Raw genomic sequence first — 18706 nt, forward strand, 5'->3', positions numbered from 1 at the left:
CCGTCCGAATCTGCAGCCACTGCAGCGCACGCGCAACGCGCTGCGGCCTTCTCGACGCCCAATCGGCCCAGTCAGCTCAATCGACCCTGTCAGGTCAGTCGTGTCAGTCGGCCACGGCCAGCACCACGGCGGACTCCGGCACCGACAGCCAGACCTTGCGTCCTGTGCGCAGCGTCCAGGGCTCGCCTTGCGCCTGCTGCGCCGCATACCCCACGCCGCTGCCGCCCCAGGGCAGCCTGGCCACCACTTCGCGCGGTCCGTCCCCCTCGGCACGGGCCAGGCGTTGCACCTTGGCAGGCCAGGCATTGGCCAGGCCCTGCGCACCGGCCAGCGGCGCCACTGGCAGCACCTGGACGGCAGTGGCCTTGCACAGCGCCATCACGGGCAGGCCAGGGGCCAGGCCCAGCAACTGGGCGCTTTCGGCGGTGATGCGTGCGGCAATGCCTGGCGCATCGCCACCGCCATCGGGCAGCATCCAGACGCGGACCTGGGCACCCTGCGCCTGCAGGGCCCCGACCCGGCAAGGCCACAGATTGCGCATGCTGGTGCGCAGGCCCAGCCCCAGTCCGGGAGCCGCCGAGGAAACGCCGGCCGGCCCGCCAAAGCGCTGCAGCACCTGTGCACGGGCCTGCTCCAGCGCATCGGCCATGGCCAGCAGGGACTGCCCGGCTGCGGTGATGCGCGCGCCGCCGCCGCCGGCGCCGCCGACCGAGCGCTCCACCAGGGCACAGCCCGCGAGATTGGTCAGCACATCCAGCGCCTGCCATGCCGCCTTGTAGCTGACGCCGGCCTCGCGCGCCGCCTGTGAAATCGAATGCCCTGCTGCGATATGGCGCAGGATGGCGAGGCGGCGGTCAGCCAGGTCATGGCCCAGCGCGGGCGCCAGATCGGAGGGTGAAGCAGGAGCGTCGGCAGTCATGCGCGACATCATGCCCGCCAAGCGTTATTTCCCACGAAGCAAAACGCCTGCACCCTGCATGCGCATTTTCAGGTCGCTACACTGCGCTATTCACCAACGGAATAGCGAGAGACCCATGAACGTGAACCAGCCCCTGCGTGCCACCGCCTTTGCCGCCCTTGCCCTGTTGGGCGGTGTCGCTGCGCAGGCTGCCGAAGTGTCGGTGGCCGTTGCCGCCAACTTCACGGCGCCCATGCAGAAGATCGCCGCCGAGTTCGAGAAGGACACCGGGCACAAGGCCCTGCTGTCCTTCGGCGCCACGGGCAAGTTCTACGCGCAGATCGTCAACGGCGCGCCCTTCCAGATCCTGCTGGCCGCCGACGACACCACGCCTGGAAAGATCGCCAAGGAAGGCCGTGGCCTGCCCGACTCGCGCTTCACCTACGCCATCGGCCAGCTCGTGCTGTGGAGCCCCAAGCCCGGCTATGTGGACGACAAGGGCGAGGTCCTCAAGACCGGCGACTACAGGCACATCGCCGTGGCCAACCCCAAGCTCGCGCCCTACGGCACGGCCGCCATGGAAGTGCTGGACAAGCTGGGCATCACGGCCCAGGTGCAGCCGCGCATCGTCATGGGCGAGAACATCGCCCAGACCTACCAGTTCGCGGCCACGGGCAATGCCCAGCTGGGCTTCGTGGCCCTGTCGCAGGTGATGGAAAACGGCAAGCTGCGCGAAGGCTCGGCCTGGCAGGTGCCCGCCGCCATGCACGAATCCATCCGCCAGGACGCCATCGTGCTCAACAGCGGCAAGGACAACGAAGCCGCCACCGAGCTGATGAAGTACCTGCGTGCTGATAAAGCGCGTGCCATCATTCGCTCCTACGGCTACGGGCTCTAGGCTCCCCCTGAGGCGCTGACGCGCCTTCCCCCTCTCGCTGCGCGGTAGGGAGACGACACCAGCGCTGCGAACCACTGAATTCTTCCAGCATGATTCTTACCGCCGACGACTACGCCGCCATACGTCTGACGCTGAAACTTGCCAGCGTGACCACGGTGCTGCTGCTGGCGCTGTGCACGCCGCTGGCCTGGTGGCTGGCCCATACGCGCTCGCGCTGGCGCGGCCCGATTGGCGCCGTGGTGGCGCTGCCCCTGGTGCTGCCACCCACGGTGATCGGCTTCTACCTGCTGGTGACCATGGGGCCCAATGGCCCCGTGGGCCAGTTGACGCAGGCGCTGGGGCTGGGCACCCTGCCCTTCACCTTTGCAGGCCTGGTCATCGGGTCCCTGGTCTATTCCCTGCCGTTCACGGTGCAGCCGCTGCAGCGCGCCTTCGAGTCGCTGGGCACGCGCCCCATGGAGGCCGCGGCCAGCCTGGGCGCGGGGCCGCTGGACCGCTTCTTCACCGTGGCGCTGCCGTTGGCGCGGCCGGGCTTCATCACCGCAGCCGTGCTGACCTTCGCGCACACCGTGGGCGAGTTCGGCGTGGTGCTGATGCTGGGCGGCAATATCCCCGGCGTGACGCGCGTGGTCTCGGTGCAGATCTACGACCACGTGGAGGCCATGGAGTACGCCCACGCCCACTGGCTGGCCGGCGGCATGGTGGTGTTCTCCTTCCTGGTGCTGCTGGCCCTGCACCTGTTGCAGCCGCGCGAGGAGCGCCGCGCATGATGACTGACTTCTCTCCCGTTGCTTCGGCCGGCGCCCCGCCCGCCGCGAGCCCTTCGCAAATCCTTGCTGCGCTGGCGCTGGAGCGTGCCGACTTCCGCCTCGATGTGCTGCTGCAGCTGCCCGGGCGCGGCGTCACGGCCCTGTTCGGCCCTTCGGGCTGCGGCAAGACCACCTGCTTGCGCGCGCTGGCGGGGCTGGAGCGCGCACGGGGCCGTGTCGTCGTCAATGGCGAGGTCTGGCAGGACGATGCGGCCAGCCAGTGGCTGCCCACGCACCGCCGCGCCCTGGGCTATGTGTTCCAGGAGGCCAGCCTGTTCCCGCACCTGAGCGTGCAGCGCAACATCGACTACGGCATGCGGCGCACGCCCGCCGCGCGGCGCAAGGTGTCCCAGGACCAGGCCGTGTCACTGCTGGGCATAGGCCACCTGATGGACCGCATGCCCTCCACCCTGTCGGGCGGCGAGCGCCAGCGCGTGGCCATTGCGCGGGCGCTGGCCACCAGCCCGCGGGTGCTGCTGATGGACGAGCCCCTGGCCGCGCTGGACGCCCAGCGCAAGGCCGAGGTCCTGCCCTACCTGGACCAGCTGCGCCGTGAACTCGACATTCCCGTGGTCTATGTCAGCCACTCCATCGACGAGGTAGCGCGCCTGGCCCAGCACCTGGTGCTGCTCAAGGCAGGCGGCATCGTCGCGGCCGGCGCCACCAGCGAACTGCTGGCACGGCTGGACCTGCCGCTGAGCATGGGCGACACGGCAGCGGCCATGCTCAGTGCGCAGATCCGGCAGCACGATCCGGATACCCACCTGAGCACGCTGTCCTTCGACGGCGGGCGCCTTCGCCTTGTCATGGCCCGCCCGCGCCCCATCGGCGAGAGCGTGCAGCTGCGCGTGCAAGCGCGCGATGTGAGCCTGAGCCTGCAGCACCCACAAGACAGCAGCATCCTCAACATCCTGGCGGCCACCGTGCAGGATCTGCGCGAGGACGGCCCGGGCCAGGTCATGGTCTCGCTGCAGCTGGGCACGTCCCGCCTGCTGGCGCGCATCACCCTGCATTCCGCCCGGCAGCTGGGCATTGCGCCGGGCATGCATGTCTTCGCCCAGATCAAGGGCATGGCATTGCTGGACTGAAGCTGCGCGGCGGCACCGATATCATGCGCAGGCCGCCTGCGCGGCCCACGCCATGAACGCCACCACCGAACACGCTCCCGCACCCGCCCCGGACTCGGGCCCGGCAGATGCTGCCTGCGCCATCGCGCCCGCCATTGCCGCACTGCGCACGCATGCGGTGGTGCGCCACCGGATCGCCGATGGCGGCGCCGTCAGCCTCCAGCCCGAACCCCAGGTGCTGGCCAGCGAAGTCCCCATCGCCCTGGTGTTCAATGGCATCTCGCATGCCGTGATGATGGGTACGCCCTCGGACCTGGAAGACTTTGCGCTGGGTTTTGCGCTCACCGAGGGCATCCTGGACAGCGGCGCCGACTGCTACGGCATCGAGGTGCGGGCCGTGGCCGCCGAAGCGGCAGGCCTTCCGTCCGGCATGGACGGCATCGAGGTGCAGCTGGACGTGGCCTCGCGCTGCTTCACGCGCCTCAAGGACCGGCGCCGCAGCATGAGCGGGCGCACAGGCTGCGGCGTCTGCGGCGTGGACAGCTTCGCGGCGCTGGACCTGTCCTTCGACCCCCTGCCCGCGCACGACTGGATCGCCCGTGTCGATGCCACCACGGTGTGCGCTGCCATCGATGCCCTGCCGCCGCTGCAGCGGCTCAACGCCGAAGCCGGCGCCGTGCATGCCGCAGGCTGGGCAGGGCTGGACGGGCAACTGACGGATGTGCTCGAGGACGTGGGCCGCCACAACGCGCTGGACAAGCTGGTCGGCCGCCTCTCGCGCACCGGCCGCCTGGGCGAGGCCGGCTTTGTCGTGCTCTCCAGCCGGGGCAGCCATGAGCTGGTGCGCAAATGCGCCAGGGTCGGCATCGCCGCCCTGGCCACCATCTCCGCCCCCACGGCCATGGGTGTGCAGATGGCCGAGCTGACCGGCCTGCGCTTCTGGGGCCTGTGCCGGCCGCCCAAGGCCGTGCTGTATGCGCCGGGCCGCGCCTGACCCAATGCCCGAGTGCCGCGCCCGCGCAGCGGCAAGTTCGTAGAATCGCGGGTTCAGCCCCTGGATGTACACCATGAACCGCTGCAAGCCCCATTTCTCCGCCGTCCGCCGCCTGTGCGCCGGCGCCCTGCTCGCCGGCCTGGCCTGCGCCAGCCTGGGCGCGGCCGCGCAGGGCCTGCCCTCCAACGAGACACGCAACTTCCCGCCGCAGGCCCAGTTCGGCGAGCTGGTCGTGACCGCGCAGTTTCCCGTGGTCGAAATCGACGGCAAGACCATTCGCACCAGCCCGGGCTTTCGCCTGTTCAGCCCCGAGCGCACGCTGGTGCAGGCCATCAACTACCAGGGCAGCAAGCTCGTGGTGGGCTATGTGATCGAGCCGCAGACGCAGTGGCTGCACCAGGCCTGGATCCTGACCAAGGCCGAGGCCGACAAGCACTACAAGCCCAAGTCGATGCTGCACCGCTTCTTCAACTGAGGCCGGCGCACACCGCACGCACACGATGGATGCGGCCCGCAGCTTGCGGGGCGCAGCGGCTCGGGCCAGGGAGCACAGCGCCCGCCCTGGCCCGGCCATCTTCTTTTTTTGCAGACCGCCGCTTGCAGTGCGGCGGCTGCCTGACGGAACCCCACCATGTCCAAGAAAGTCTTTATCAAAACCTTCGGCTGCCAGATGAACGAGTACGACTCGGACAAGATGGCCGATGTGCTGGGCGCAGCCCAGGGCTACGAGTCCACCGACGACCCGGAGCAGGCCGACCTGATCCTGTTCAACACCTGCTCGGTGCGCGAGAAGGCACAGGAGAAGGTGTTCAGCGACCTGGGCCGCTACAAGCACCTGAAGGAACGCGGCGTGCTCATCGGCGTGGGCGGCTGCGTGGCCAGCCAGGAGGGCGAGGAAATCATCAAGCGCGCGCCCTATGTGGACGTGGTCTTCGGCCCGCAGACCCTGCACCGCCTGCCCGAGCTGCTCAATGCACGCGCCGCCAGGCACAAGCCCCAGGTCGATATCAGCTTTCCCGAGATCGAGAAATTCGACCACCTGCCACCGGCGCGCGTGGAAGGCTCCTCGGCCTTTGTCTCCATCATGGAAGGCTGCTCCAAGTACTGCAGCTACTGCGTCGTGCCCTATACGCGCGGCGAGGAAGTCAGCCGCCCGTTCGAGGACGTGCTGGTCGAGGTCGCGGGCCTGGCCGACCAGGGCGTGAAGGAGGTCACGCTGCTGGGCCAGAACGTGAACGCCTACCTGGGCAAGATGGGTGACACGGCCGAGATCGCCGACTTTGCCCTGCTGCTGGAGTACGTGTCCGAGATCCCCGGCATCGAGCGCATCCGCTACACCACCAGCCATCCCAACGAATTCACGCCGCGCCTGATCGAGGCCTACGCTCGGCTGCCCAAGCTGGTCAGCCACCTGCACCTGCCCGTGCAGCACGGCAGCGACAAGATACTCATGGCCATGAAGCGCGGCTACACGGCCATGGAATACAAGAGCACCATCCGCAAGCTGCGTGCCATCCGGCCCGAGATGGCCATGAGCAGCGACTTCATCGTGGGCTTCCCCGGCGAGACCGAGGAAGACTTCCAGAAGATGATGAAGCTCATCCACGACGTGCGCTTCGACAACAGCTTCAGCTTCATCTTCAGCCCCCGCCCCGGCACGCCGGCCGCCAACCTGCACGACGACACGCCGCACGAGGTCAAGCTGCGCCGCCTGCAGGAGCTGCAGGCCGTGATCAACAACAACATCAAGGACATCAGCGACGAGCGCGTGGGCACGGTGCAGCGCCTGCTGGTGGAAGGACTGTCCAAGCGCGATGGCAGCGAACTCATGGGCCGCACCGAGTGCAACCGCGTGGTCAACTTCCCGGGCAACGAACGCCTGATCGGCCAGATGATCGATGTGAAGATCACCGAGGCACGCACCTTCACGCTGCGCGGCGAAGTCGTGGTGCGCCACTGATCCCAACCCGATCCCTGCGGCCCCGGTGGCCCAGCGACCTCTTGCGTAACGAAAGCCCGGCAATGCCGGGCTTTTTGCATGTAACAGGACGTGAAAACTCCCGGCCACACTGGCCTGGCGCGGGCCGGCCCGCTAGCATCGCGGGTTGCCGCCCTGAGGTCTGTCGGCCTGCATGGCTTTTCCAGCTTCGCTTGCTTGCTATCGATTCCATGAACACCTCCCAGCCCGCCAACGCCCAGGCCATCCTTGAGGGCGAAGCCCTGCATGCCTTCATGGACCAGGCGCACGACCTGCTGCAACAGGAAGATGAAACCAGCCCCATCGCCCCGGCCGAACGCCAGGCGGCCGTCATGGAGCTGCTCTCGCAGCAGCGCTTCGCGCCGGCCACGGTGAGCGAACTGGAGCGTCTGCACGATCTCTGGCTCGACCTGGAACGGCCCGAGACCGCCAACGCCCTGCTGCGCGAGCACCGCGATGCCACGCTGCAGCACCTGCAGGGTGACAACCGCCTGCTGGCCACGGCCAGCCTGGCGCTCAGCGACATCCAGAGCCGGCTGCGCTTTGACCGCGAAGGCGGCGTGGCCCTGCTCGCGCCTGCCGCCGATCTCATGGGCCGGCTGCCGCACACCGGCGAGCCCTATCGCTACTGGAATGGCTGGCACTACCTGGCCCGCGAGGCCCAGGCCTGGGAACTGGCCGAGCAAGGCGTGGACCTGCAGCGCAACCACGAGCGCAGCGACCCCGACGGCGAGACATCCCCCGCGCGCCGCGACGCGCGTGCCAGCCTGCGCAAGGCCGAGCTGGCCCGCCTGCGCGGCGATGTGCCGGCCACCGTGCGCCATGTGCAGGCCGCCACGGCGCAGTTGGCCCTGGCAGACGCCGACCAGAACGTGGACTTCGACGACTGGCTGCACCTTGCGCGCGAAGTGCTGCCGCTGGCCCCGCAAAGCGTTCCGGCCGTGCTGATGGCGGCGCAGCAGCACCTGGCCCGCACGGAAAGCCCCGCCGCATCGCAGGCGGTGCGCGCGCACCGCAAGGTCCATGAGGCACGGCTGCAGGCCATGGCCTGCCATGCCATGGGCCAGCCAGAGGCCGCGCTGCAGCTGGCCGAGCTGGGCCGCTTCGGCCTGGTGGACGACTCCGACGACGCCTTCAGCGGCCTGGTGCTGCAATGGCTGCAAGAGGCGGGCCGCCTGGCCGATGCAGCGGACCTGGCGCTGGAGAGCGTGCTGCACAGCCGCCCCGGATCGGCCCGCCAGGGCTATGAGCTGGCACTGCGCATGGTGGACAGCGACACCGCCCACGCCCCCGCCTGGGCGCTGATCCTGGCCTGGGCGGGACTGGATTCCGACATGCAGGAGATCCTGGAAGACAGCCCGGCTGCTGCGCGCAGCGCCGACGACTACCTGGCCCTGGCGCGTGCCCAGGCGCCCGGCCATCCGCTGCTGGACATGATCGACGGCTGGCGCCTGGCCAGGAACCACCAATGGGAACAGGCCCTGCCGCTGCTCGAGCGCGGCGTGGGCGAGCAGCCCCGGCACGCCAACTCCGAACTGCTGCCCATGCTCTGGGCCGCACGCTTTGCCGCGCTGCCGGCCGCGCAGGCGCTGCAGCGGCCCTTTCCCCAGGGCTTCGGCGCCCACTGGTGCTATGCGGCGGGCGTGACGCTGGATGACGAGGACGACCTGGCCGCCATCATGGGCGAAGGCCGGCAGGTGCCGGGCGACGAGGTGCGCGAGCCGCTGGTGCAGCGTTACTACGAGGAAGGCCTGGCCCGCTTCGAGGCCTTCTGGGCCAGCGGCCAGGGCAGGTACAAGGACGCGCACCTGCACGTCTACTCCATGCTCTGCAACAACCTTGCCATCAAGTACCGCTCGCAGCAGCGCTATGAAGAGGCTGCAGCCCTGCACCACAAGGGACTGTCCAGCAGCCCCTTCGCCGAGCACCATGACGGCCTGCTGTGGTGTGCCATCCGCCGTGACGACCGACCCGGCATCGTCACGGCGGCCGAGCAGCTGTGGCACTTCACCCAGGACTACGGCTACAGCCGCCACTGCCCCACCGACTACTTCCCCAGCGTGGCGCTGGCGCTCTACCAGCTCGGCCGCGCGGGCGAGATCGGCATCTGGCTGGAACGCCTGGACCAGTGGTTCGAGGAACTGGACGCAGACGAGCAGCGCGAACAGCGGCGCGACTACCTGGCGGCCCTGATGTCCCTGCTCGACTTCTTCTCCGAAAGCCATGGCGACGTGGTGCGCCCCCGCCTGGAGGCCCTGCTGCCCGAAGTGCGCGCCCTGGGCGAGTGCTACACGCTGCGCCGCCTGGCCTGCGCCATGGAAAGCTGCGGCCCCATCGATCAGGCCGTGGCCCTGCACCGCGAGGCCATCGCCAAGCTCACCCCCGATGACAGCGAGGCCGAGCACAAGATGGCCAGGGACGGCCTCCAGCGCTGCCTCAAGCTGCACTCGGACAGCAAGCCCTGGTGGAAGCTGTGGTGAACCCGGGAGCCGCCACGGCAGCCAGCGCCTACCGCCCGCGCGACGTGGTCAATGCGCCGGACATCAAGCAGCGCATCCGCGAGCGCAGCGCGGCGCGCGGCGACAGTCAGGAGATCGCGGCCTGGCTGGCCAACCACTTCTACCGCCACGTGATCGGCAACCTCGACGCCGATCCGCCGGCCGTTCAGCCCATCTCCACGCAGGCCGAACTGCTGCGCCTGCACAGGCGCACCGAGCCTGCCGCCTGGGCGCTGGAGCGCCTGCGCGCACATGCGGCCCGCCAGCCACCGCTACAGGACAGCCCTGCGGCCGGCGCCAGCGCACCGCTGTGGTGGGTGGAGCCTGACAGCGCCCCGCTGCTGGCGCTGGAAAGCCGGCTGCTGGAGTTCCTGTCCACCCGGCGCGGCACGGCGCTTGAGGGCAAGCTGCAGCGCATCAACTGCCCGCAGGCCCTGGCGCGCTGGACGCTGGAGCACCTGGCCTTCGCCAGAAAAAGCGAAAGCGGCTGGGCCGAGCACCGGCCCGGCGCCGTGCGTCCGCTGCTGCGCGGCCAGTTGGGCGTGTTCGTGGAATTCGATGCCCAAAGCCCGGACCTGCGCGCCGAAATGGCCTATGAAAGCCAGATGATGCGGCACTGCCTGGGCCAGTTCAGCGCGCGCGGCGCGCTGCGCGGCGGCTACGGCGAGCACTACGCCGAAGCCTGCGAGCAGGGCCGGCTGCGCCTGTTCAGCTACCGCACGGGCACGGCCCAGCCGCGCATCACCGTCAGCGCCCAGGTGCTTGACGGCGGGCGGCTGCGCATCGACCAGATCAAGGGCAAGCAGAACCGCCCGCCGATTGCGCGCTACCTGGCCGACGTGCTGGCCCTGCTCAACCACCTCGATGCCGATGGCGAGGCGCCAGCGGATGCCCTTGCCATGGGCATCGTGCGCCGTCCGGCGCATCTGCTGGCCTCGGGCCACACCGGCGCCTGGTGCGCGGCCAGCGAGCTGCACACCGAAGCCGAGCAATTGTGGCTGCTCCAGGCCCACCCGGCGCTGCTGGAGCAGCTGGATATCCGGTCGCCCCTGATGCAATGGCTGGTCGCGGCACGCCGCGACACCGTGCCCGTGCCCGCCTTCGAGCGCATGCCGCGCAGCGCGGCCCTGCAGCAGTCGCTGGAGCTGGCGCGGCGCCGGGCAGGATCGCCGGGCAGGACAGGAAATCCGCGATGAACGCCTTCACTCTTGTTGTGCTGTCTGCATTGGTCTGGTGGGCAGTGCGCGCCGGCCTGCGCCGCAGGCGCGCGGCGCGCCAGCGCGGCGACTTCAGCAGCTACCGCAGCGGCGATGCGGCGCTGGACTGGGCCCTGGCCCTGGCCCATCCCATGGCCTTTCACGCCATCCAGGGCGGCTTTGCAGACCGGCAGCTCCATGGTGCCGACGACGCCCTGACCACCCAGCTGCGCCCCATGGTGCTGCACCACCTGGGCCTGCGCACCGACCTGGACGATGCCCAGATCGCACGCCAGTTGCCCGACGGCCTGCGCCAGCGCTGGTTCACGCTGGACCTGCAGCGCCTGCAGGCCGGCGACGATCCCCATGCCGCCATGGCCTTTGCCTGCGCGCGCGTGGCCTTCCACGTGCGATGTGCCTGGCTGCTGGGCTGGCTGGACGAGGCCCTGCACCAGCAGATCCTTCACCTGAACGCATGCCGCGCGCGGGATTGCTTTGACAGCTGGCAGGCCTTCGGCCAGGCCTATGCGCGGGGCCGCAGCCAATGGCTGGCCCGTGGCCGGGCCGACGTGCTGGGCCGCAGCGTGACGCCCGAGGAGGTGCAGCAATGGGTGGCCGATCCGCGCCATCCCTGGCATGCCATGCCCTGGCAGCCGCAGGCGGTGCGGTGACGGCTGCCCGGTGGCCCGGCCCTCAGCCTTCGCCGTGCACCTTGGCGAAGGTCAGGATCACCTCCCGCACCACCTGGCGTTGCGGCGCGGGCAGCCTCAGAAAGGCGTCGAAGGTTTCGCGTTCAAGATAGCCCACGCCCGGTTCCTGGCATTCGTGCTGAGGCGGCAGTGACCGCTGGGCAGGGTCGCCAAAGCGCAGCACTTCGGGCTCGATCCTGAGCAGCTCGGCCAGCAGCACCAGCTTGTCCTGCTCGGGCACGGCCTCGCCGTTGAGCCAGCGCGCAACCGCCTGGAACGAAATCGGCCGACCCCAGTAACTGGAATTGAACAGATTCAGCAGCACGCTGGGCCGCGGCTCCAGACCCGCAGCCTCGATGGCCTGGCGCAGGCGCTGTGCGAATTCGAGCTTGTTATCCATTCCGAAACCCTGGATTTCTATGGAGCTCTCATTGGACCATCGATTCAAGAGCCGGCGCCAAGCCCGGCGCCTTGCCTGGCAGGCGCTCAGGCGAAGATGCTGCGCGCCTCGGTGAAGCGCCTGGCGAAATAGGGGTTGTCCATGCGCACGCGCTGCACCGTGCCGCCGCTGGACGGCGCATGCACGAACTGGCCGTTGCCCACAAAGATGCCCATGTGCGAATAGCGCGAGCCCAGGGTGTTGAAGAACACGAAGTCGCCGCGCTGCAAGCTGCGGCTGCCCACGGGATTGCTGAACTGCGCCCACTGGGCCGTGGTGCGCGGCAGGCGGCTTTCGGTAATGCCGCCCACGGCCCACTGGATCAGGCCGCTGCAGTCGAAACCGCCGTCGGGCGAATTGCCGCCGTAGGTATACGGCGTGTTGACCACGAGCATGGTGCGCGCCAGCAGGGCCTCGCGCAACTCGCCATCCAGGTTCAGGGCCTGCGGCGAAGGAGCAGGCCCGGGACCCGCGCCCTTGCGGGGAGCAGACGAGCAGCCGGCCAGCAGCGCAGCCGCCGCCAGCAGGCCCCAGTCACGGCGAGACAGCCGCGATGCAGTCACGCGGGAAGCCGCAAGGGAAGTCGAAACGCCAGCCTTCATGGCGCCGCATGTTCTCACAAAGCCCCGCAGCGGCCAAAGAAAAGCCGCAGGCTGTGCTGCGGCTTGACTGTCCATCGGCGAGGCCCGGCCCGCTCAGAACGGCAGCTTGGGCATGCCGCCGCCACCGCCCATCATTCCCTTCATGGCCTTCATGCCGCCCATGCGCTTCATCATCTTCATGAGGCCGCCGCCCTTCATCTTCTTCATCATCTCCTGCATCTGCTCGAACTCCTTGAGCAGGCGGTTGACTTCCTGGACCTGCACGCCCGCGCCGTCGGCAATGCGCTTCTTGCGCGTGGCCTTGATGATCTCGGGCTTCTTGCGCTCCTTGGCGGTCATCGAGCAGATGATGCCTTCCTTGCGGCGGATCTCGCGCTCGGCCTTGTCCATGTCCACCTGGCCGGCCTTGGCGGTGAGCTGTGCCGGCAGCTTGTCCATGAGGTTGGACAGGCCGCCCATCTGCTTCATCTGCTGGATCTGGGCCAGGAAGTCGTTGAGGTCGAAGCCGTCACCGCTCTTGACCTTCTCGGCCAGCTTCTGGGCGGCCTCCATGTCCACGCCCTTGGTGACCTGCTCGACCAGGGCCACGATGTCGCCCATGCCCAGCACGCGCTGCGCGTGGCGGTCGGCGTCGAAGACTTCCAGGCCGTCGATCTTCTCGGACACGCCGGCGAACTTGATGGGCGCGCCCGTGATCTGGCGCACCGACAGCGCCGCGCCGCCGCGCGAGTCACCATCGAGCTTGGTGAGCACGATGCCGGTCAGGGGCAGGGCCTCCTTGAAGGCCTTGGCCGTGTTGATCGCATCCTGGCCCTGCATGGCATCGACGACGAACAGGGTCTCGACCGGCTTGAGCGTGGCGTGCAGATCCTTGATCTCAGCCATCAGCAGCTCGTCGATGGCCAGGCGGCCGGCCGTATCGACCAGCAGCACGTCAAAGAAGTGGCGCTTGGCGTAGTCCAGCGCGGCCACGGCAATGTCGTGGGGCTTCTGGTCTGGCGTGGAGGGGAACCACTCGGCGCCAGCCTGGCCGGTCACGGTCTTGAGCTGCTCGATGGCGGCCGGGCGGTACACGTCGCCCGACACGGTCAGCACCTTTTTCTTGCGCTTTTCAATCAAGTGCTTGGCCAGCTTGGCCGTGGTCGTGGTCTTGCCGGCGCCCTGCAGGCCGGCCATGAGGATGACGGCAGGCGGCTGGGCGTTGAGATTGATGTCGGCCACGCCCTCGCCCATGGTGGCGGCCAGTTCCTTGTTGACGATGGACACCAGCAGCTGGCCGGGCTGCAGGGAGCCCAGCACCTCCTGGCCCAGCGCCTTTTCCTTGACGCGCGCAACGAAGTCGCGCACCACGGGCAGGGCCACATCGGCCTCGAGCAGGGCCATGCGCACTTCGCGCAGCATGTCCTGTACGTTGGATTCGGTGATGCGGGCCTGGCCGCGCATCTCCTTGACGAGTCGCGAAAGTTTGTCGGTCAGAGCGGAGGCCATAAGCGGGGAGGAACTGGAGTCGTCGGAAAGGAAAAGGTGTGCTGCAGCGAGCCAGCCGGGGCCAGGTTGCCGAATGGGGCCAGGCGGGGCCGGGTCGCGGCACGGACCCTGCAGATCCCGACGATTCTACCCGCTGCCCCTGCAGGGGTAAGTACCGGCCTTCCCTGCCGCGCAGCGGGCACCGGCCGGCAGTAACATCCACACTGTTTCCATAGATTATGGCTATCGCCCTGTGCAGTGCCGGCTTGCTACCGCCTAGGAGTCTTCATGCCCGATACGCCGTATGGCCAGTTCCTGGACCGTGTGCCCGACGGTTTTCTTCTGTTTGACGAGCAGGGCTGCCTGCTCGATGCCAATGCCCATGCCTGCGCCAGCCTGGGCCATCACAAGGCCGCCATGCTGGGGCTGGGCATCATGGACGTGTGGCCCGACGCGGACGGACTTCGGCGCGGTCCCTGGCAGGACATGGCCGTGGACAGCCAGGCCCATCTCTGCGGCCGACTGATCCGCCGCGACGGCACCAGCTTCCCCGCCGAGCTCCATATCTATTGCCAGTCGCTGTCGGGCAGGCGGCTTTTCTTCACCACCTGGCACGAGCTCAGCGAGCGCACCGGCCAGGACGAGCCGATCGGCCAGCCCGATGCGCAGCTGGAGCCGCTCCTGCGAAAAAGCACCGGGCCGTGGCAGGATTCGACGCGCCTGCTGGAAGCCGTGATGCACGAAACGCCCGACCTGGTCTTCGCCAAGGACCGGCAGGGCCGCTACACCTTCGTCAACCCCGCCGCCGCGCGCTTTTCCGGGCGCACGCCCGAAGACATCGTGGGCAAGACCGACCAGGAACTGTTCCCCGACAGCAGCTTCACCCACAGCGACCGCCGGGTGCTGGACAGCGACGCCCCCGTGGTGTCGGAGGATCATTTGCTGGTCAACGGGCAGCGCCGCCTCTTCCAGTCCACCAAAATTCCTTACCGCAATGACGAGGGCCGGACCGTGGGCGTGCTGGGCATTGCGCGCGACATCACCCTCATGCGCCAGACCGAGTCCCAGCTGCAAAAAAGCTACGACGTGCTGCGCCAGGCCGAACAGCTGGCGCGCCTGGGCAGCTGGACATGGGAGCTGGACACCGAGCACTTCCAGGCCTCGGAGATGATGTATGTGATGAACGGCCTGGACCCCCAGGGTCCGCCGCTGACGCGCCATGCCCTGCGCGCCATGCTCGGACCGCAGGATCTTGCCCGGCTCACCGCTGCCGTGCAGCTGTGCATCGGCACCGGCCAGTCCTACAGCCTCGATGTCGTGCACCACTGCCCGGACGGACGGAGGTTCGCGGCCCGCCTCATGGGCCGCGCCCTGCGCGACGAGCAAGGCCGCATCGTCGCGCTCAGCGGCACGCTGCAGGACCTGTCCGAACGCGAGGACGCACGCATGCGCCTCGAAGCCCTGGCCGACAACCTGCCCAGCGGCGCCATCTACCGCCTGGAAGGCGGCCTGGCGCAACTGCGGCTCAGCTACATCAGTGCCGGCATAGAGAACCTGATCGGCGTGCCGGCCCACGCCATCATGGCCGACCGTCAGGCCTACCTGAATGCCATCCATCCCGAGGACCTGCCGCACTACCAGCAGATGCTGCAGTGCTCGGTCGATACGCTGCGGGTCTTCGACTGCCGCTTTCGCGTGATCAGGCCCGATGGAGAGATCCGCTGGCTGCGCTGCCGATCGGCCCCCCGGAGCAGCCACGAGGGCATGGTTTGGGACGGCATCATGCTGGACATCACCCGCGAGCGCGAGGCCGAGCAGGCGCTGCAGCAGGCCAAGGAGGCCGCAGAAGCGGCCGAACGGGCCAAGTCGGATTTCCTGGCCATCATGAGCCACGAAATCCGCACCCCCATGAACACCGTCATCGGCATGACGCGCCTGGTACAGCAGACCGCGCTGACATCACGCCAGCGCGGCTACCTGGAGAAGGTGGAGCGCTCGGCCAGCGCCCTGCTGGCCGTGATCAACGACGTCCTCGACTTTTCCAAGATAGAGGCGGGCATGCTGGCGCTGGAGGAAGTGGATTTCGCCCTTGACGATGTGCTGGAGACCGTCTCGGCCTCCACGGCGCTGCGCGCAGAGGAAAAGGGGCTGGAAGTGGTCTATGCGCTGGACCCGCACCTGCCGCCCCGGTTGCGCGGCGACCCGCTGCGCCTGGGCCAGGTGCTGACCAACCTGGTCGGCAATGCCATCAAGTTCACCGAGCATGGCGAGGTGGTGATCTCCCTGCATCTGGAGCCGCCGCTGGCGTGCGCGCCGGTGGCGGCCGGCGCGCACGCCACGGCAGCGCCCCTGCACCACCTGTGCGTGAACGTGCGCGACACCGGCATAGGCCTGGATGCATCGCGGGCCGAACGGCTGTTCCAGCCCTTCACCCAGGCCGACATCCAGACCACGCGCCGCCACGGCGGCACCGGCCTGGGCCTGGCCATCTGCCACAGGCTGGTGCAGCTCATGGGCGGCGAGATCAGCGTCTGCAGCCAGCCCGGCCAGGGCAGCAACTTCCGCTTCACGGCCAAGGTCCGGCCTGCCACGGATGCGCCGCTGGACGGCCACGACAACCTGGGCAGCACCGGCGTTCTCATCGTCGATGACAACGCCAGCGCGCGCGAGGCCCTGGCCGCCATGGTGCGCAAACTGGGCATGCGCTGCGATACGGCGGCGGACGGCATGCAGGCGCTGCACATGCTGCAAGAGGCCGCACGCCAGGAATCCCCCTACGGCCTGGCCCTGCTGGACTGGCGCATGCCCGGCATGGACGGGCTGGACCTGGCACGCCGCATGCGCGAGCAACAGGACCTGGCCAAGACCCCGGCTGCGCTCATGGTCACGGCCTTCGGGCGCGACGAAGTGCAGCTGCAGGCCGCGCAGTTGGGCCCGCGGGGCCTGCTGATCAAGCCCTTGACCGCATCGGCACTGCGCTCGTGCATCCGGGAGGCACTGCGGGACCCCGAATCACCCCCGCCGGAAAGCCCGGCGGCCGGCCCCTCGCCACAGCAGCGCTACCCGGGCCTGCCTGGGCGCAGGGTGCTGGTGGTGGATGACAACGTACTCAACCGCGAGGTGGCCACCGAGCTGCTGGAGCAGGCCGGCATATCGGTACAGACTGCGCAGGACGGTCTGCAGGCGCTGCAGCTGCTGGACACCCAGCCTTTCGATGCCGTGCTCATGGACGTGCACATGCCCGGCATGGACGGCCTCAGTGTCACGCGCACCATCCGCACGCGCAGCGCGCTGCGGCATCTTCCGGTGATCGCGCTGACTGCGCAGGCCTATGTCGAGGAGCGCGCCCGGATCGAGGCCGCAGGCATGAATGCCCATCTGACCAAACCCGTTGACGATGTGCTGCTGTACGAGACACTGCAGCGCTGCCTGCGCGCGGGCCCTCCTCCAACGGCAGCGCTTGCGCCGGCCGCGCCCTTGCAGCCGACGCCGTCAAGCCCTGCCCAGGCCTGGGATCCGGCACGGCTGCGGCAACGCCTTGCCGGCCAATCGCCGCGCATGCTCCACGCCATCGAAGGCTTTGCCCAGGACTTTGCCGATGCGCCGCAACGGCTGCGCGATGCCGTGCGCAGCGGCCATTGGGACACCGTGGCATCGCTGGTGCACACCTTCAAGGGCAGTCTGGGCTACCTGGGCGCGGACCTGCTGGAGCAATGGTCGGCCATGGCCGAGACCGGTGCGCAAGCCTGCCTGTCAGGCGACGGCAATGGCGGCAACGCCCGGCCCGGCGGCGATCTGCAATCCCTGGTCCAGGCGCTGGCCGATGGACTGCAGGGCCTGCTGGCGGAAATCGCCCGGCGGTCCGGGCAGACGGCCGTAGTGGCCGTGGCGTCCGCGGCCGCCGTGACCGCCGTGACCACTGCCGCGCCCCCCCCGCAGCGGCAGCCGATGACCGCGGAAGAAGTCTCGTCCACCCTGGCTCGGCTGCGGCTGCAGATTGCCGACAGCGACTATGCCGCCATGGCCGAACTGGATCGGCTGCGGCCCCTGGTCGACGGGCGCCATGCGTCCGTGCTGCAGCGCCTCCAGCGCTGCACCGAGTCCCTGGAAACCGAGGCGGCGCTGCAGGCGCTCGAACAGCTGGCGCGGAGCATGGCCGTGAACCGGACGGTCCTACAGGGAGCTGCAGATGTTTGAAGCCTTGACCGGGCCGGAACTGCCCACGGTCCTCATCGTTGACGACGAACGGCTGAACCGCAGCATGCTGGCCGAGCTGCTGAGCCCCCACTACCGTGTGCTGCTGGCCAAGGACGGCCCGGGTGCGCTGGTGATCGCCCAGCGCGAAGCCCACCGGCTGCAGCTGATCCTGCTGGACCTGGCCATGCCCGGCATGAACGGCTACGAGGTGCTGGGTGCGTTGCGCGCCCAGGAGCGCACCGCCCATATCGCCGTCATCTTCATCACCGGCCAGAGCAATGCCCAGGCCGAGGAATACGGCCTGCGCCTGGGCGCGGCCGACTATGTCTCCAAGCCCATACGTCCCGCCGTGGTCGAGGTGCGCGTGCGCAACCAGATACGCCTGGCCCTGCAGCGCCAGGCCCTGGAGCGCCTGGCCATGGTGGACGGGCTGACAGGGCTGGCCAACCGCCGCCACTTCGACGACATGCTGGAGCGCTCCCACCGCCGCAGCCTGCGCACGGGCGAGTCCGTGGGCCTGGCTCTCATTGATATAGACCACTTCAAGCAATACAACGACTGCTATGGCCATGTGCAGGGGGACGAGGCGCTCAAGGCAGTGGCCGCCACGCTGCAGCGCCATGCGCGCCGGCCCTACGACCTGGCAGCGCGCTTTGGCGGCGAGGAATTCGCGCTCATCCTCCCCGGCGAAAGCGACGCCCAGGTCATGGCCGAGAATTTCCGCCAGGAAGTGCTGCGCCTGTCCATCGCCCACGCCGCCTCTCCCACGGCGCCGCTGCTCACCGTCAGTTGCGGCGTACTCACCGTGCGGCAGCCGTCTGCCGCGCCTTTGGAAACCTGGCTGCAGAAGGTGGACGGCCTGCTCTACCAGGCCAAGGCCCTGGGGCGCAATCGCATCGAGGCAGCCATCGAGCCCTGAAGCAAATGCGCTCCGAACCACGGCACGGCGCCCGGATTCTGAGCCTGCACAACCG

At 68.8% G+C, this 18706-nt stretch carries 15 protein-coding genes; 11 read left to right on the forward strand and 4 right to left on the reverse strand.

What is annotated here, in order from left to right:
* Nucleotides 1-103 precede the first annotated feature (103 nt).
* Entirely contained in the window at nucleotides 104-931 is an 828-nt protein-coding gene (locus tag ACF8O7_RS05295) for a TOBE domain-containing protein (RefSeq protein ID WP_016447981.1), read from the reverse strand.
* 103 nt (nucleotides 932-1034) lie between these two features.
* Between ACF8O7_RS05295 and modA the strand changes: the two genes are divergently transcribed.
* The 9 genes from modA (at nucleotide 1035) to ACF8O7_RS05340 (ending at nucleotide 11009) form a co-directional block, all read left to right on the forward strand.
* Nucleotides 1035-1796, forward strand: coding sequence for a molybdate ABC transporter substrate-binding protein (modA, locus tag ACF8O7_RS05300; RefSeq protein ID WP_046237955.1), 762 nt, complete (start codon nucleotides 1035-1037; stop codon nucleotides 1794-1796).
* An 89-nt stretch (nucleotides 1797-1885) separates the two neighbouring features.
* Nucleotides 1886-2566: a molybdate ABC transporter permease subunit gene (modB, locus tag ACF8O7_RS05305; RefSeq protein ID WP_016453156.1), complete on the forward strand. Its 681-nt coding sequence runs from the start codon at nucleotides 1886-1888 to the stop codon at nucleotides 2564-2566.
* On the forward strand, nucleotides 2563-3693 hold the full coding sequence (gene modC / locus ACF8O7_RS05310; RefSeq protein ID WP_126312453.1) for a molybdenum ABC transporter ATP-binding protein: 1131 nt from the start codon (nucleotides 2563-2565) through the stop codon (nucleotides 3691-3693). Before modB ends, modC begins: the two co-directional genes overlap by 4 nt.
* A gap of 52 nt (nucleotides 3694-3745) precedes the next feature.
* A complete protein-coding gene (gene fdhD, locus ACF8O7_RS05315; RefSeq protein ID WP_061288075.1) occupies nucleotides 3746-4666 on the forward strand; it encodes a formate dehydrogenase accessory sulfurtransferase FdhD in 921 nt (306 codons plus the stop codon).
* 73 nt (nucleotides 4667-4739) lie between these two features.
* Nucleotides 4740-5141 (forward strand): hypothetical protein, encoded by a 402-nt coding sequence (locus tag ACF8O7_RS05320; RefSeq protein WP_016447986.1) that lies wholly within the window; start codon nucleotides 4740-4742, stop codon nucleotides 5139-5141.
* 156 nt (nucleotides 5142-5297) lie between these two features.
* Nucleotides 5298-6626, forward strand: a complete 1329-nt coding sequence (gene miaB / locus ACF8O7_RS05325; RefSeq protein ID WP_016447987.1) for a tRNA (N6-isopentenyl adenosine(37)-C2)-methylthiotransferase MiaB — start codon at nucleotides 5298-5300, stop codon at nucleotides 6624-6626.
* A 209-nt stretch (nucleotides 6627-6835) separates the two neighbouring features.
* The gene (locus ACF8O7_RS05330; protein WP_126312452.1) at nucleotides 6836-9124 is read left to right on the forward strand and encodes a hypothetical protein; all 2289 of its coding nucleotides are present in this window, start codon (nucleotides 6836-6838) and stop codon (nucleotides 9122-9124) included.
* A complete protein-coding gene (locus ACF8O7_RS05335; RefSeq protein ID WP_082145151.1) occupies nucleotides 9121-10338 on the forward strand; it encodes a collagen alpha-1(I) chain in 1218 nt (405 codons plus the stop codon). Before ACF8O7_RS05330 ends, ACF8O7_RS05335 begins: the two co-directional genes overlap by 4 nt.
* Nucleotides 10335-11009, forward strand: a complete 675-nt coding sequence (locus tag ACF8O7_RS05340; protein WP_016453151.1) for a DUF1266 domain-containing protein — start codon at nucleotides 10335-10337, stop codon at nucleotides 11007-11009. Before ACF8O7_RS05335 ends, ACF8O7_RS05340 begins: the two co-directional genes overlap by 4 nt.
* A 22-nt stretch (nucleotides 11010-11031) precedes the next feature.
* On the opposite strand, the gene ACF8O7_RS05345 is transcribed toward ACF8O7_RS05340, so the two are convergent.
* The 3 genes from ACF8O7_RS05345 to ffh form a co-directional block, all read right to left on the reverse strand.
* Nucleotides 11032-11427: a helix-turn-helix domain-containing protein gene (locus tag ACF8O7_RS05345; protein WP_016447991.1), complete on the reverse strand. Its 396-nt coding sequence runs from the start codon at nucleotides 11425-11427 to the stop codon at nucleotides 11032-11034.
* Between the two features lie 86 nt (nucleotides 11428-11513).
* Entirely contained in the window at nucleotides 11514-12068 is a 555-nt protein-coding gene (locus ACF8O7_RS05350) for a C40 family peptidase (protein ID WP_016447992.1), read from the reverse strand.
* A gap of 93 nt (nucleotides 12069-12161) precedes the next feature.
* The gene (ffh, locus tag ACF8O7_RS05355) at nucleotides 12162-13556 is read right to left on the reverse strand and encodes a signal recognition particle protein (RefSeq protein WP_016447993.1); all 1395 of its coding nucleotides are present in this window, start codon (nucleotides 13554-13556) and stop codon (nucleotides 12162-12164) included.
* Between the two features lie 267 nt (nucleotides 13557-13823).
* Between ffh and ACF8O7_RS05360 the strand changes: the two genes are divergently transcribed.
* Both ACF8O7_RS05360 and ACF8O7_RS05365 read left to right on the forward strand, forming a co-directional pair.
* Nucleotides 13824-17732 (forward strand): response regulator, encoded by a 3909-nt coding sequence (locus tag ACF8O7_RS05360; protein ID WP_126312450.1) that lies wholly within the window; start codon nucleotides 13824-13826, stop codon nucleotides 17730-17732.
* The gene (locus ACF8O7_RS05365; RefSeq protein ID WP_016447995.1) at nucleotides 17725-18651 is read left to right on the forward strand and encodes a diguanylate cyclase; all 927 of its coding nucleotides are present in this window, start codon (nucleotides 17725-17727) and stop codon (nucleotides 18649-18651) included. The genes ACF8O7_RS05360 and ACF8O7_RS05365 overlap by 8 nt, the downstream gene beginning before the upstream one ends.
* Nucleotides 18652-18706 lie beyond the last annotated feature (55 nt).

This window comes from Delftia sp. WSY_16, assembly GCF_043104415.1.
GTDB classification, from domain to species: Bacteria; Pseudomonadota; Gammaproteobacteria; order Burkholderiales; family Burkholderiaceae_C; genus Comamonas; species Comamonas tsuruhatensis.